This is a genomic window from Sandarakinorhabdus sp. (genome assembly GCF_031422795.1).
Lineage (GTDB): Bacteria > Pseudomonadota > Alphaproteobacteria > Sphingomonadales > Sphingomonadaceae > Sandarakinorhabdus.
Map to the genome: position 1 here is coordinate 1 of NZ_JANPML010000196.1, position 13,387 is coordinate 13,387.

12 protein-coding genes are annotated in these 13,387 nt (G+C 64.1%); 3 read left to right on the forward strand and 9 right to left on the reverse strand.

Annotation, left to right across the window (positions count from 1 at the left end):
* Positions 1–95: 95 nt before the first annotated feature.
* From RMO81_RS07460 to RMO81_RS07470, 3 genes are all read right to left on the reverse strand, one after another.
* On the reverse strand, positions 96–614 hold the full coding sequence (locus tag RMO81_RS07460) for a YbjN domain-containing protein (RefSeq protein ID WP_310475187.1): 519 nt from the start codon (positions 612–614) through the stop codon (positions 96–98).
* 85 nt (positions 615–699) lie between these two features.
* Positions 700–993: an accessory factor UbiK family protein gene (locus RMO81_RS07465; protein WP_310475188.1), complete on the reverse strand. Its 294-nt coding sequence runs from the start codon at positions 991–993 to the stop codon at positions 700–702.
* Positions 994–996: 3 nt separating this feature from the next.
* Entirely contained in the window at positions 997–1,560 is a 564-nt protein-coding gene (locus tag RMO81_RS07470; protein ID WP_310475189.1) for a TspO/MBR family protein, read from the reverse strand.
* A 46-nt stretch (positions 1,561–1,606) separates the two neighbouring features.
* Here RMO81_RS07470 and RMO81_RS07475 point away from each other — a divergent pair, with 46 nt between their 5' ends.
* On the forward strand, positions 1,607–1,915 hold the full coding sequence (locus tag RMO81_RS07475) for an HNH endonuclease (protein ID WP_310475191.1): 309 nt from the start codon (positions 1,607–1,609) through the stop codon (positions 1,913–1,915).
* On the opposite strand, the gene RMO81_RS07480 is transcribed toward RMO81_RS07475, so the two are convergent.
* Positions 1,912–2,661, reverse strand: a complete 750-nt coding sequence (locus RMO81_RS07480; protein WP_310475193.1) for a TlyA family RNA methyltransferase — start codon at positions 2,659–2,661, stop codon at positions 1,912–1,914. The two genes, RMO81_RS07475 and RMO81_RS07480, sit on opposite strands and share 4 nt — an antisense overlap.
* Complete coding sequence (locus RMO81_RS07485) at positions 2,655–3,026, reverse strand: hypothetical protein (RefSeq protein ID WP_310475194.1); 372 nt, start codon at positions 3,024–3,026, stop codon at positions 2,655–2,657. Before RMO81_RS07485 ends, RMO81_RS07480 begins: the two co-directional genes overlap by 7 nt.
* Positions 3,027–3,208: 182 nt before the next feature.
* Here RMO81_RS07485 and tgt point away from each other — a divergent pair, with 182 nt between their 5' ends.
* Complete coding sequence (gene tgt / locus RMO81_RS07490) at positions 3,209–4,348, forward strand: tRNA guanosine(34) transglycosylase Tgt (protein WP_310475195.1); 1,140 nt, start codon at positions 3,209–3,211, stop codon at positions 4,346–4,348.
* Between the two features lie 145 nt (positions 4,349–4,493).
* Here tgt and RMO81_RS07495 read toward each other — a convergent pair whose 3' ends face one another.
* The 3 genes from RMO81_RS07495 to RMO81_RS07505 form a co-directional block, all read right to left on the reverse strand.
* Positions 4,494–7,916, reverse strand: a complete 3,423-nt coding sequence (locus RMO81_RS07495) for an autotransporter domain-containing protein (protein ID WP_310475196.1) — start codon at positions 7,914–7,916, stop codon at positions 4,494–4,496.
* A gap of 115 nt (positions 7,917–8,031) precedes the next feature.
* Positions 8,032–9,159: an FAD-binding oxidoreductase gene (locus RMO81_RS07500; protein WP_310475197.1), complete on the reverse strand. Its 1,128-nt coding sequence runs from the start codon at positions 9,157–9,159 to the stop codon at positions 8,032–8,034.
* Positions 9,159–10,127 carry an alpha/beta hydrolase gene (locus tag RMO81_RS07505; protein WP_310475198.1) on the reverse strand — a complete coding sequence of 323 codons (969 nt, stop codon included), beginning with the start codon at positions 10,125–10,127 and terminating at the stop codon, positions 9,159–9,161. Before RMO81_RS07505 ends, RMO81_RS07500 begins: the two co-directional genes overlap by 1 nt.
* Positions 10,128–10,214: 87 nt before the next feature.
* Between RMO81_RS07505 and RMO81_RS07510 the strand changes: the two genes are divergently transcribed.
* On the forward strand, positions 10,215–10,502 hold the full coding sequence (locus tag RMO81_RS07510; RefSeq protein ID WP_310475199.1) for a hypothetical protein: 288 nt from the start codon (positions 10,215–10,217) through the stop codon (positions 10,500–10,502).
* 86 nt (positions 10,503–10,588) lie between these two features.
* Here the strand turns inward: RMO81_RS07510 and ppdK are convergent, their stop codons facing one another.
* Positions 10,589–13,252, reverse strand: a complete 2,664-nt coding sequence (gene ppdK, locus RMO81_RS07515; RefSeq protein ID WP_310475200.1) for a pyruvate, phosphate dikinase — start codon at positions 13,250–13,252, stop codon at positions 10,589–10,591.
* Between the last annotated feature and the right edge of the window lie 135 nt (positions 13,253–13,387).

Genomic DNA, 13,387 nt, shown 5'->3' on the forward strand with positions numbered 1-13,387 from the left:
CGGCCAGCCAGCGCCGCAGCAAGGCGCCGCCCATGTTGCCACAGCCGATCAACCAGATCGGCGCTTCACCCGTCATTTGTGCCCCCAGAACGGTGTTACGCTTCGCCCGCTGTCTCGATCAGCGCGGCGGCCAGTGCTTCAGCCGGGCTTTGGCCGGCCAGCAACACCAGCTGGAACACCGGATAATAACGTTCAAACTCTTCCACGGCGGCATCGGTGAGGATTTCAGCCTGCGCCGGCGACAGGTCGCCGCCGTCTTCGGCGTCGTCATCAGCCAGCAATGTGGCGTGGCGGAACAGGATCATGCCGTCGGCCGACCACAGTTCGAAATGGCCCATCCACAATTGTTCGTTGATCAGGCCGATCGCCTCATAGACGGCAGGCCGGCGATCATCGGGCACCATCAGATCGGCCTGGGCAATGATCTGCAGCACCCGATCTTCACCGCGCCAAAGCGCGCGCAGCTGATAGGTGCACCAGCCACCCTTTACAGTGGTAATGATTTCCTCATCACCCACGCGCTCGGAAGCCCAACCATTGGCATCGAACAATTGTTCGAGCAGGTCGATGGGGGCGGGTTCGCCCGCGCTATAGTCAATCTCGGAAAAGCTCATTTCGCCTCTCCCTTATCGGCTTGGGCACAGGCTGGGCAAGCCCTGCCGATTCGGCAAGAGCAAGCTGCACAAAATCTTGTGGATATCAGGCTTCCGCCCCACCAGATTTGCGAACCTTCTTCGGCGCCGACTCGGCCGGGGCCATTTGCGCCTTTAGCGCGGCGAGTTCGGCCTTGAGATTTTCCACTTCGGAGCGGGCGGCAACAGCCATCGCCTTGACCGCATCAAACTCGTCGCGGCTGATCTCGCCCGCGCCCACGAAATCCTTCATCCGTTCGCGGGCAACATCCGAAAATTCGCGAGTGGCGCCGGCCAGCGTGCCCATGGCGGCAGTGGCAACCTTGGACAGGTCTTCAAAGATCTTGTTGTCGTTCTGCATGGTTCAAATTCCCAGCTGCATGGCGTCGGCCATGGGGTTGAGCATCATGATCGAGATATTCAGGGCTGCCGCAAAGCACAGCCACGCACAATAGGGCAGCATCAGCCAGCCGGCGACCCGGTTGACGCGCCAGAAGCTCCAGGTGGTAGCGATCGCCACCAGCAGCATCACCGCGATGATGCCCAGCGCCGCCGAAATCATGTGCAGGCGGAAAAACACCGGCGACCAGGTGAGATTGATGGCAAAGCCCACAACGAATAGCGCAATTGCCAGCCGTTTGCCGCGCACTGGCGCATTTTCCCCCAATTTGGTGCCCCATATCATCGCAAAGGCCGTTCCGATCAACGTGTAGAGGATCGCCCAAGCGATGCCGAACAGCGGCCCCGGTGGCTGGAACACCGGCAGGCTGAGCGATTGATACCAGGCGTTGGTTTCGGTCGAACCGGCGATGCGCGCCATCAGGCCGCCCAGCAGCAGGATCGCCGGCACCGCCACGATGGCCGCGCGCGTGAAACTGCCCGTGGAAAACCAGGGTTCGAGGCCTTCGATGGAATCGGCATCAGTCATCCGTGTCCGTGTAGCCGGTTGCCCGCCCGCGCGCTACATGTGAGGCATGGTGGATGATGACGCAGCGCCGATGAACGACCCCTGCTGGCTGTGCGGGCGGCCGCTGGGCGCGCAGGTGGAATGGCACCACCCGGTGCCAAAGGCCAAGGCCAAGGCCAAGAGCGGGCGTGACCGGCAAATGGTTCACCTGATTTGCCACGAAGCCATCCACGCCCATTTCAGCAACAGCCAATTGGGCCGCATGGGGGCTGACAAGACAGCACTGCTGGCCGAACCGGGGCTGGCGGCCTTCGTCACCTGGGTGGCCGGCAAACCACCGGATTTCCATGCCCCCACCAAGGGCAAGAAACGCTAGCCCGCGCGCTGCGCCGCGATCAGAAATTCGACATTGCCTTCCGGGCCAGTGATCGGGCTGGTGGTGAGGCCCTGTACGGCCCAGCCCTGCCCCTCCAGCCACGCCGCCACCTCGCGGCACACCCGTTCGCGCACGGCTTCATCGCGCACCACGCCGCCTTTGCCCACATCCTCACGCCCGGCTTCGAACTGCGGCTTGATCAAGGCCAGCAGGCGCGCGTTTGGCCGGGCAAAGCCCATCGGCATCGGCAGCACCTTCATCAGGCTGATGAAGCTGGCATCGCACACGATCAGGTCCACCGGTTCGGGGATATGCGCCGGCGTCAACAACCGGGCCGACAATTGTTCCAGCACCACCACGCGATCATCCTGCCGCAGGCGCCACGCCAGCTGGTTGGTGCCTGAATCCACGGCATAGACCCGAACGGCCCCGCGGCTGAGCAGCACATCGGTGAAGCCGCCGGTCGACGAGCCGACATCGATGGCCACCGCGCCGGCCACATCCCAGCCAAAGTGCGTCAGGCCGTGATCCAGCTTGATGCCGCCGCGTGACACCCAGGGGTGATCGCGGCCCTTTACTTCCAGCGGCGCATCGGCGGCCAGCGTGTCGCCGGATTTGGCCAGCTTGCGGTCGCCCGAAAACACCAACCCGGCCATCACCAGCGCCTGCGCGCGGGTGCGGCTTTCCGCCAGGCCACGCTCCACCAGCAATTGATCGACGCGCGATTTCACCCCAAGCTTCACCACGCTTTTTGCAGCTCCACCACCATCACTTCAATGGGTTCCTTGCCCACGTTCACATCCTGATGCAGCGTCTTGGGGTTGGCCGGCAACCAATAGGCCTTGCCGGTTTCCCAGTTCTGAATGTCGGACCGGCCGGTTTCCTCGCGAATATCCATGGTGCCGCCTTTCAGGGCGATCAGCACGCGCGGGTGATCATGGCGGTGCAGCGGCAGCGGATTGCCCGCCGCAATCACCGATTTCCACACCCTCACTTCGGCATTGGCGAACTGCGGCGTCCGCCCGGTCGGCGTGGCCCCCTGCGCGACGGCCAATCCAGCGCCAAAGCCCGCCAGCACCAGCGCCGCACCTACGCCCAATTTCTTCTTCATCATCCGTCTCCCCGACGTCAGAACCGGCTCGCCTTGTCCTGCGGCTCGAACAGATCATTGCCGCAGGCACGCGGTAACGCCGCGCGCGCAGGGAGCGGAATGGCCGCGGCCAACAAGAACAACGCCCCAAGTGGCCCCCATCCTTATTAGACGCAGCCTGCCACAGACGCTATGCGCGGCCAATGACTCGTTTTGCCTTCACCATCAGCGCCCGCGACGGCAAGGCGCGCACCGGCAGCATCACCATGCGCCGAGGCGAGATCCGCACGCCGGCCTTCATGCCGGTAGGCACCGCTGCCACCGTAAAGGCGATGCGCGCATCCGAAGTGCGCACGGCGGGTGCGGACATCATCCTGGGCAACACCTATCACCTGATGCTGCGCCCCACCGCCGAGCGTATCCACCGCCTTGGCGGCCTGCACCGCTTCATGGGCTGGGACCGACCGATCCTCACCGACAGCGGCGGCTATCAGGTGATGAGCCTTTCGAGCCTGACCAAGCGCACAGAAGACGGCGTCACCTTTGCCAGCCATCTTGATGGCAGCCGCCATCTGATGAGCCCGGAACGCTCGATGGAGATCCAGCGCCTGCTGGGCAGCGACATCGTGATGGCGTTTGATGAACTGGTTGCCCTGCCCGCTGCCCGTGAGGTGGTGAAGGACGCCATGGACCGCAGCATGCGTTGGGCGGCGCGCAGCCGGGCGGCATTTGATGCCGGCGGTGAGCATGCAGCGGGCGCAGCGCTGTTCGGCATCCAGCAGGGCGGACTGGATGAACGGCTGCGGGCCGAGAGCGCAACGGCTCTGCGCGCCATTGGTTTTGACGGCTATGCCATCGGCGGCCTGGCGGTGGGTGAAGGCCAGCCGGCGATGTTTGGCGTACTGGATTATGCCACCGGCCAGTTGCCCGAAGATGCGCCGCGCTATCTGATGGGTGTGGGCAAGCCCGATGACATCGTTGGCGCGGTGGTGCGCGGGGTCGACATGTTTGATTGCGTGCTGCCCACGCGTTCAGGCCGCAACGGCCAGGCCTTTACCCACGATGGGCCCTTGAACCTGCGCAATGCCACCCATGCCGAGGATCTGCGGCCGCTGGATGAAGATTGCCTCTGCCCGGTCTGCCACGGCCCGGAAGCTGTCAGCCGCGCCTATCTCCACCATCTGACCAAGGCAGGCGAGATGCTGGGCGCGATGCTGCTTACTCAGCACAATATCGGTTTCTACCAGCAACTGATGGCAGGCCTGCGCTGCGCCATTGCGGAGCAGCGATTGCGTGATTTCGCCGCCGGCTTCCTTGCGCGTTATCACGCCAAACGCCGCTGATACGGCTGCGCCCCGGCTTGCAAGAAGCCAGGGCGAGCCGATGTGGATTGGGGTGCGCCCCGATGGATGTGCACTGCCCACCTTGGCAAGCGCCCACATCGAAACTGCGGGGCCGGGCTGATACGCCGCCCGGCCCCGATTTCGATCAGAATTGCACGGTAACGCCGCCGCGGACACCATGGTCCTTGAGGGCTTTGCCGAGCTGGCCGCGATAGCCAAAGTCGATCTGCACGTTCGTGCCGATCTGGCCCGATGCGACCAGGCCCAACGCGGCCACGTCACGTTCGAACGGCACGCCGGCGATCCGCATGACGGGGCCAGCCGGCAGGTTGAAGTCGATCGGCGTCTTGAAGCTGCCACCGCTGATGCGGCGATAGCCGGCTTCGGCCGTCACGCCGAAATTGCCGTTGCCCAGCGGCAGGCCATATTTCAGCCGGGCACCCACGGTGGACACGAAGAAGTCCTCGCTGATCCGGCCGGTCGAGGTGAGCCGGGCAGCGCCGCCCACTTCGCGGATGCCATCGGTGGACACATCGACATAAGCCCCCTGAACAAACGGTTCGAACGCTGCCTTGCCGAAGGCCCAGTGATACGCCACTTCCCCGAATAACTGGGTGACATTGCCTTGATAGATCGCTGTCAGCGTGTCGGTGAAGCCCGGGATGCTGACATTGCGGCGCGTATCCATATTGCGCCACATGTGCACCAGGCTGGCGCTGGCAATGAAGTTGCCCTTTTTCAGCCCGCCATAGGCACCGACATGGATATCATCGGTGGTGGCCCGGCTGCCGCGGTCTGCGACATCGATGGTTGCATTGCCGTAACCAGCCAGCACACCCACGGCCCATTCCTCACCGCGCAGCACATCATAACCCATGAAGAAGCCGCCGATATCGCGCTGGATCTTGGCGGCGTTGCCGTCGCCATCGGTCCGGCCCCAACTGCCATAGGCGCTCATCCACAGGCCACGCCGGCTGTCATCCGGCGATTGCAGATGCGCGCTCACCGCTTCGCGGACAAAGCGGCTATCCTGCACCGTCTGGCCACGCGCAGAGCTGTGGATTTCGCCAGAGATCTGGTCGAACGCCGCCTGCGCCTGGGCATCAGTGTCGAGATAGGCGATCGCGGTATACAGCGGACCGTTGCCGCTGGTATCGGCCCCGGCGGCCGCCGCAATCTGGTTCCGTGTCAGAGCCGCACTGCGGAAGCTGCTCGTCTGCCGCACACCCAGGTAGATGTTGTTGGCATCGGTTTCCTGGACCACGCTGATGAAGCGCGACACGCGGGTATCACCGGTGAGTGCGGCAAAGCTGCCAGTGCGGCCGCCGCCTTCCCCGCCCGTGGTGGTGAGCACGGTATAGCGGGTGCCCAGCACATACCGCGGCGCATCGGTCTTGGTGACGCGCAGCGTGGTGCCGGACGCAACGTTGACCGAGCCGGTGATGGCAATCCGGTCAGACGTGCCGGTGCTGGTGACATCCACGGCATAAGTGGAACCTGACTGGAACACGCCGTTGCCGGTGCTGGTAAGGGTGCCGATCACCGGCCCCGGCGCGACCGTGGTGCCAGTGGCCGCCACGAAACCGCCGATGGTGCCAGTGCCGGACAAGGTGCCGGCATTCAGCAGGATGCGCGCAGCGCCCAGATTGCCGGTTACGGCCAGGCCGCCGCCGTTGACGGCGAAATCACCGCCAAAAATGTTGGTGCCACCAATGGTGAGCACGCCTGCGCCGTTCTTGGTGATGGTGCCGGTGCCCGCCAGAACGTTGGCCAGCGTTCCAGCTGCACCAACATCGAGAATCAGGCCGGCATTGTTGGTGATGGTGCCGGCACCGAAAGCGCCCAGAATCCCGCGCAACGTGCCGGCCGAAATCAGCACGCCGCCAGCGAAATCATTGGTGGCATTGGTGAGATTGAGCGTCCCTGCCCCAAGCTTGGCCAGCGTGGAGCTGCCGGTGAGCTTGGCCGAAATGGTGGCGATATTGTCCGCACCATTCACCGTGAAGTTGGCCGTGCCGCCCGACAATGTGACCTGATCGCCGGCAATTTCATAGCCGTTCACGTTGAAGGTCATGCCGGTAACGGTCACCGGATCAACTGCATTGGAAACAGTGACCAGTCCGCCCACGCCACCGAAGATGACGGTGGATGGCTGCGGGTTGTTCACGCCGCTGTCAGTGCCGCCTTCGTTGGTGAAGTTGGTGCTGGCGGTCGTCCAGGTGCCATTACCGCCTTCCACGACGCCATTGCCGTTGGGGCCAGCGCCATCCCAGTAAACGCGCACGCCCGTTGGCGGCGGCGGCGGATCAATCGGCGGCGGCGGCGGCGAAGCGCCGGGCGAGAAGGCCGCGCCGCCATAGGTGAAGTAGCTGTCGAAATTGTCGAAGCCCGACAGCAGCAGCTGGAACGGATTGTCCGCGGAGATGCTGAAAGCGCCCAACTTGAGCGAGACATCAATATTGCCGAAGCTGAACGTCGTGCTGCCCAACGTCTGGAAAGAAGCGGTGTTGGGCGCGCTGCCATCAAGCAGCAACGATCCAAGATCGGTGGTGCGGATGACGATCGACACGAAATCCGTGGGAAAGTCCGCAGTGCCTGACGGCGCTGCGAACACATAGGATTTCAGCCACTGATCGGAACCGGGCACGATCACCATGGCCGGATCGGTATTGGCGTTGGCCTGACCCTGGCCGATCAGATATTGCGACACCAGGATTGGCTTGGTGCCAACCAGTTCGATGCCGGTGCCGGCAACGCGGCCTTCAAAGAACTGGCCCGCATTCAGGGTGGCGACCAGCGTGCCGTTGGCGCGCACTTCGGTGCCATCCTGCGTGGCAATGGCGCGATAGACGTTACCCTGCGTGCCGGTGCGAGGCGTCTGTGCCAGCAGATAAGTGGAGCTCAACTTGTCAACGCTGGGCACCTGTTCGACGATATGATCGCAGGCGCTCACCCCGGCCGGGATGTTGGTGCAACGGTTGCCCGAAAACACCGCCACCGGCTTGTCTGACAGCACGCGGCTGCCCGTCAGTTCGGCGTTGGCGGTAAACATGTAGGTCTGCCCGGCATTCAGGGTGACCTGAACCTCCAATCCGCTCTTGGGCCGGATGGTAACCTGTGTGTTGTCCACCGAAGCCTGCACCGAAATCTGGTCTTCAAAGCTGGCACGATAGGTGGCAACAATGTGGTCGGTACCCAGCCGGTCGCCATCGATCAGATAGGTCATGTCGGTCGATTGCGGACGCCGCGACAGATAATAGCCGCTGAGTGCCGATTCGGAGCTGACGCGGAAACCCTTGTTTTCGATCGTTGCGGTGGCCAGTTCGTTGCTGACCGGAATGTTGATGACGGCAAAACCGGTCTCACCCAGCGTGAAACTGTTGGAAAAGCCCGCACCGTTGGACACGGTGCCGGCGGCGCCAGCCTGACCAAACAGGAACAGTTGGCGCTGACCGCCGGTATCGAAGTTCGGGTTCATCTGGAAAAGCAGCGTGTTGGCGGAAGCTGGCAGAGCCAAACCCATCGCCAACGCGGCCATTGCGGCCGACGCGAGAAGATTCTTGGTCATATGTTCCCCCAATTGGAACAGTGAAGCGGTTCGTTGACCGCACATGCGACCTTGTTATGGCTGGAGTATGCATCCAAACCGGGGGGAAGTATTGTATATTTCGGACGCAATAACGCTACGGGTGATTACGGACGCCGGGCCGGGTGGCGGCAAAGGGCGCCGGATCGAGCGGCGGGTTACCGCCCAGCAGCAGCGCGGCACACAGGCGGCCGGCAGCGGGTGCGGTCTGGATGCCAAAACCGCCCTGGCCAGCGCACCAGAACAGGCCATCAACGGCGCCATCAAAGCCGAAGACCGGCAATCGGTCCGGCGCAAAGGTGCGCAAGCCGGCCCAGCTTGATTCCAGCCGCTTGACCTGCACGGTCGTCGCCTGTTCGAAGCGGTCGATCACCACGGCCAGGTCCATTTCATCCGGGCGGACATCGTGCGGCACGTCGGGAATTTCGTCGTGCGGGGACAGCCACAACCGCTCTCCGTCCGGCTTGAAATAAAAGCTGCCGTCGCTGCTCATCACCGTGGGCAGATCGGCCGGCGGCGCTGGGTCGATCCGCAGCACGGCCATGGTGCGCCGCAGCGGCATCAATCCCATCGGCGCGGCCCCGGCCAGCGCCGCCATGCCATCGGCCCAGGCCCCGGCGGCATTGATCAGCAGCGGCGCCGTGAACGCACCAGCGCGCGTGGTGATGCGCCATGTGCCGCCGCTGCGCTCGAGTGCGGTCACTTCCGCATCGGTCACAAGTGTCGGCTTTGCCCCGTCCACCCCCCGCAAAAAGCCCTGATGCAGGCCGGCCACATCGATATCGTGGCAATCGGGTTCGATCACTGCACGGCGGCGCCATTCGGGTTTCAGCATCGGCCCGGCCGGAGACGCTGCCAACGCATCCGCATCCAGCCATTCATAGCCCACACCACCTTCATCATATTCCGCCGCGACGCGTTCCAGCCCGCCGGGGTCTGCCGGGCCTTCGATCATCAGGTTGGGCCGGTGCTGCAGCAATGCCGGAAATCCAGCGGGCGGCGCGCCGAAAAAGCCCCGGCTGGCGCGGCTCAATGGCACGATGGCCGGTCCGCCATAGCTTTCGATGAAGATGGCGGCAGAACGCCCGGTGGTGTGATAACCGGGGCGTTCCTCCATCTCGATCAGCACAATCCGCAAGCTGGGCGCGGCTTCCAGCAGGGCCCAGGCCGTGCTGGCCCCAGCGATACCAGCGCCGATGATGGCAATGTCAAAAGCCTGGCTCATCACTTTTCACCCAAAAAATCGCGGGCGCGCGCCAGGATGCTGCTGCGCAACGGCTCTGCCTCACGCAGCAATTCGTGGCCCACACCCGGATAGGCAATTGTTTCCCCGCCGGGGATGCGCGCAATGAACTGGCGCGTGGCCTTGCTGTTCACCAGCCCATCCTTTTCGGGAATCAGGGCCAACACCGGCACCTTGATGGCTTCGGGAACCCCGCGTGCCGTCAGCACGGCAAGGCTGGCAAAAGCATCGTTGAGCCAGCCCCAGGTGACGCTGCCCATAGCCAGCGCTGGAAATTGTCCAATCCACCAGGCTTCATCGCGATAGCGTTCCGGGTCACTGGTCAGCAGGAACTGGCGCGAACTGCCGGCCACGCCGGCTTCATAAGGGCCGCCGCCCAGCACGAAATCACCGCCGCGCTGGTGTTTTGTCATCACGCCTGCCAGCCAGCGCGCAATGCCCGGGCCCAGCGGCGGTGCCGTGAGCCCCAGCATCGGCGCGAGCACCACCGCCCGTGCAATACCACCGCGCCCGGCCGCGAGATGACGCAGCAACAAGTGACCACCCATCGAATGCGCCATGGCCACGGTCGGGCCACCGCTGCGGTCGGTCGTCCACGTCACCAGCTCATTCAAATCGTCCAGCCACACATCAAATCCCCCCCGGGCTCCAATGGGAGACGCCCCATGCATCGGCGTCTTGCCCAACCGGCGCGACAGGCCCTGCCCGCGCCAATCGAAGATGGTCACGCCCCAGCCGGAATCGATCAGATCGTGCAGGGTTTCGGCATATTTCTCGGCAAAATCACCGCGCCCGGTGATAATCAAAACATGGCTGCCGTGCGGATCGCGGCGCGGCCAATGTTCCAGCCGCACCGGCCAGCCGTCGCGCAGCGGCAAGAACAGGCGCTCTCCGCCAGCCGGCAAGCTGCGGCGGCGCATCCAGGGATCAATCTGCGGCACAATATTCATGGGGCGCATGGATAAAGCCGATTCGCGCCGCTTGCCAGCACCTTGGGCTGCGGCGTAGCGTGACGGGCAATGCAACCCGCCCCGAAATTGTCCGCACTGAAACTAATTGCCGGCCTGGCCGCCACCGTCGTGCTCACCCGCGGCGCAACCCTGCACCACGGCCAGGTAATGATGGCAAAACTGGGCCGGGCCGCTGAAACGGCCATGCGCGCGCACGGCGTGGTGGATGGCCGCATCAGTTTTGGCCAGCCAACGGGCGTGGTTGCCCGGGTGGCCCGCCTGTCCGGCACCGCCGATACCGCCACGCGCGCGGCCGTGATCGCCGATCTGAAACGCCATCCCGGCATTGCCGACGCGGTTTGGGTGCAGCGATGATCTGGCTGTTCGGCGAGATCTGGCTGTGGATCCTGGCCGGCTTTGCCGTCGGGCTGGCGACCGGTTGGTGGCTGTGGAAGCGCTGATCAACCCCGCTTGAGCGCTGCCTGCGCCGCCGCCAACCGCGCGATCGGCACGCGGTAGGGTGAACAGCTCACATAATCCAGCCCCAGCTTTTCGCAGAACAGGATGGAGGCCGGATCGCCGCCATGCTCGCCGCAGATGCCGAGTTTGAGATCAGGTTTTGCGCTCTTGCCGCGCTCCGCCGCCAGCGCCACCAGTTCGCCCACGCCGTCTTCATCGATCGAAACAAACGGGTCCTTGGGGTAAATGCCCTTTTCCACATAGGGCCCCATGAACCGCGCCGAATCATCCCGGCTGATGCCCAGGGTGGTCTGCGTCAGATCGTTGGTGCCGAAACTGAAGAACTGCGCGTGGGCGGCAATTTCGGCGGCGCGCAGGGCAGCGCGCGGCAGTTCGATCATGGTGCCAACAAGGTAATCAAGGCGAACACCGGTTTCGGCAAACACGGCCTCGGCCTCGGCGTCGATGGCGGTCTTGGTCAACTCCAGTTCCTTGGCCGTCGCCACCAGCGGCACCATCACTTCGGGCACTACGGCGGCGCCGGTTTCCTGGGCCACCATCACGGCAGCTTCGAAAATGGCGCGGGCCTGCATGGCATAGATTTCGGGATAGGTGATACCCAGCCGGCAGCCGCGGTGGCCCAGCATCGGGTTGAATTCATGCAGTTCGTTGATGCGGCGGCGCACCAGCGTTTCCGGCAGGCCCGTCGCGGCGGCAACATCGGCAAAGCCGGTATCATCGTGCGGCAGGAATTCGTGCAGCGGCGGATCAAGCAAACGGATGGTCACCGGCAGGCCGGCCATCACCCGGAAAATCTCGGCGAAATCGGCGCGCTGTTCGGGCAACAGCTCGGCCAGCGCGGCTTCGCGCCCGGCAGTGTCTTCGGCCAGGATCATGCGGCGCACCGCGGTGATGCGGCTCGGTTCAAAGAACATATGCTCGGTGCGGCAAAGGCCGATGCCTTCGGCGCCAAACTGGCGGGCGACGCGGCAATCGGCCGGGGTTTCGGCGTTGGTGCGCACCTTCAGCCGGCGATATTTGTCGGCCCACTCCATCAAGATGCCGAAATCGCCGGACAAGTCAGGCTCAACGGTCGGCACATCGCCCAACATCACGTCGCCAGTGGCGCCATCGATGGTGATGCGATCACCTTCCTTGATGATGCGGCCGCCGGTGCTCATGGCGCGGGCCACCATATCGATGCTGATGCCGCCGGCGCCCGAAACGCAGGGCCGGCCCATGCCGCGCGCCACCACGGCGGCGTGGCTGGTCATGCCGCCGCGCGCGGTCAATATGCCCTTGGCGGCGTGCATGCCATGAATATCTTCCGGGCTGGTTTCGGTGCGCACCAGGATCACGGCTTCGCCGGCGCGGGCCTTCACTTCAGCGCTGTCGCTGTCGAACACCACGGCGCCGCTGGCGGCACCGGGGCTGGCCGGCAGGCCGCGCACGATGATGTCGCGCGGCGCCTTAGGATCCAACGTCGGGTGCAACAACTGGTCCATCGCCGACGCATCTACGCGGGCCACGGCGTCGGCTTCGCTGATCAGCCGCTCGCCCACCATATCCACCGCGATCCGCAGCGCCGCCTTGGCGGTGCGCTTGCCGCTGCGGGTCTGCAGCATCCACAAGCGGTTATCCTCCACCGTGAATTCAATGTCTTGCATGTCGCGGTAATGGCCTTCGAGCAGATCGAAGGTGCGGCCCAGCTCGGCAAATACGATGGGCATGGCTTCTTCCATCGAAGCCGCCTTGGCCCCGGCCTTCTCCCGCGCGGCCTTGGTGAGATACTGCGGCGTGCGAATGCCGGCCACCACGTCTTCGCCCTGGGCGTTGATCAGATATTCGCCATACCAGGCCTTTTCACCGGTCGACGGATCGCGGGTGAACGCCACGCCGGTCGCTGACGTGTCACCCAGATTGCCGAACACCATCGCCTGCACATTGACGGCGGTGCCCCAGCTTTCCGGAATATCGTTCAGCCGGCGATAGGTGCGCGCCCGGTCGCTGCGCCACGAACCGAACACCGCGCCGATGGCGCCCCACAATTGTTCGTGCGGATCTTGCGGGAATGGCCGGCCCAGCGCTGCTTCGACGATTGCCATGTAGCGCGCAACGAGCTTTTGCAGATCATCCGCATCCAGCCCGGTATCCTGCGAAACGCCCTTGTCTTCCTTGGCGATTTCCAGCGCGTCTTCAAAGGCATAATGATCCAGCCCCAGCACCACATCGCCATACATCTGGATAAACCGGCGATAGCTGTCCCACGCAAACCGCGGATTGCCGCTGGCGGTGGCCAGGCCCTGCACCGTGACATCATTCAGGCCAAGGTTGAGCACCGTATCCATCATGCCCGGCATCGACACCCGCGCGCCAGAACGGACGGAGACGAGCAGCGGGTTGGTGGGATCGCCAAAGGTCTTGGCCGTAACGCCTTCGATGAACGCGAGACTGTCCAACACCTGGGCCTGCACAGCATCGGGCAAGCGGCCACCGGCATCATAATAGGCGGCGCACACCGGCGTCGAAATCGTCAGGCCCGGCGGCACCGGCAGGCCAATGCCGGCCATTTCGGCGAGGTTGGCGCCCTTGCCGCCCAGCAATTCCTTCTGCGTGGCATCGCCTTCGGCCGTGCCGCCACCGAACCGGAAAACTGACTTCATCATTTGAAACCCCTCACCCCGCTCGCCTTGCGGCGAGTCGACCCTCTCCCGCAAGGGGAGAGGGGGTTAACCTTCGATCTTCGAAAAATCCGCCACGCCATGCACTGCATTGCGGAACCGCGCCAACAGGGCCAATCG

What these genes read in the sequence shown, in the direction of transcription:
- RMO81_RS07495 (WP_310475196.1), bottom strand. Translation starts at nt 7,916, where the DNA reads ATGACCAAGAATCTTCTCGCGTCGGCCGCAATGGCCGCGTTGGCGATG.
- RMO81_RS07475 (WP_310475191.1), top strand. Translation starts at nt 1,607, where the DNA reads ATGGTGGATGATGACGCAGCGCCGATGAACGACCCCTGCTGGCTGTGC.
- RMO81_RS07505 (WP_310475198.1), bottom strand. Translation starts at nt 10,127, where the DNA reads ATGAATATTGTGCCGCAGATTGATCCCTGGATGCGCCGCCGCAGCTTG.
- RMO81_RS07460 (WP_310475187.1), bottom strand. Translation starts at nt 614, where the DNA reads ATGAGCTTTTCCGAGATTGACTATAGCGCGGGCGAACCCGCCCCCATC.
- RMO81_RS07465 (WP_310475188.1), bottom strand. Translation starts at nt 993, where the DNA reads ATGCAGAACGACAACAAGATCTTTGAAGACCTGTCCAAGGTTGCCACT.
- RMO81_RS07485 (WP_310475194.1), bottom strand. Translation starts at nt 3,026, where the DNA reads ATGAAGAAGAAATTGGGCGTAGGTGCGGCGCTGGTGCTGGCGGGCTTT.
- RMO81_RS07470 (WP_310475189.1), bottom strand. Translation starts at nt 1,560, where the DNA reads ATGACTGATGCCGATTCCATCGAAGGCCTCGAACCCTGGTTTTCCACG.
- RMO81_RS07500 (WP_310475197.1), bottom strand. Translation starts at nt 9,159, where the DNA reads ATGAGCCAGGCTTTTGACATTGCCATCATCGGCGCTGGTATCGCTGGG.
- tgt (WP_310475195.1), top strand. Translation starts at nt 3,209, where the DNA reads ATGACTCGTTTTGCCTTCACCATCAGCGCCCGCGACGGCAAGGCGCGC.
- ppdK (WP_310475200.1), bottom strand. Translation starts at nt 13,252, where the DNA reads ATGATGAAGTCAGTTTTCCGGTTCGGTGGCGGCACGGCCGAAGGCGAT.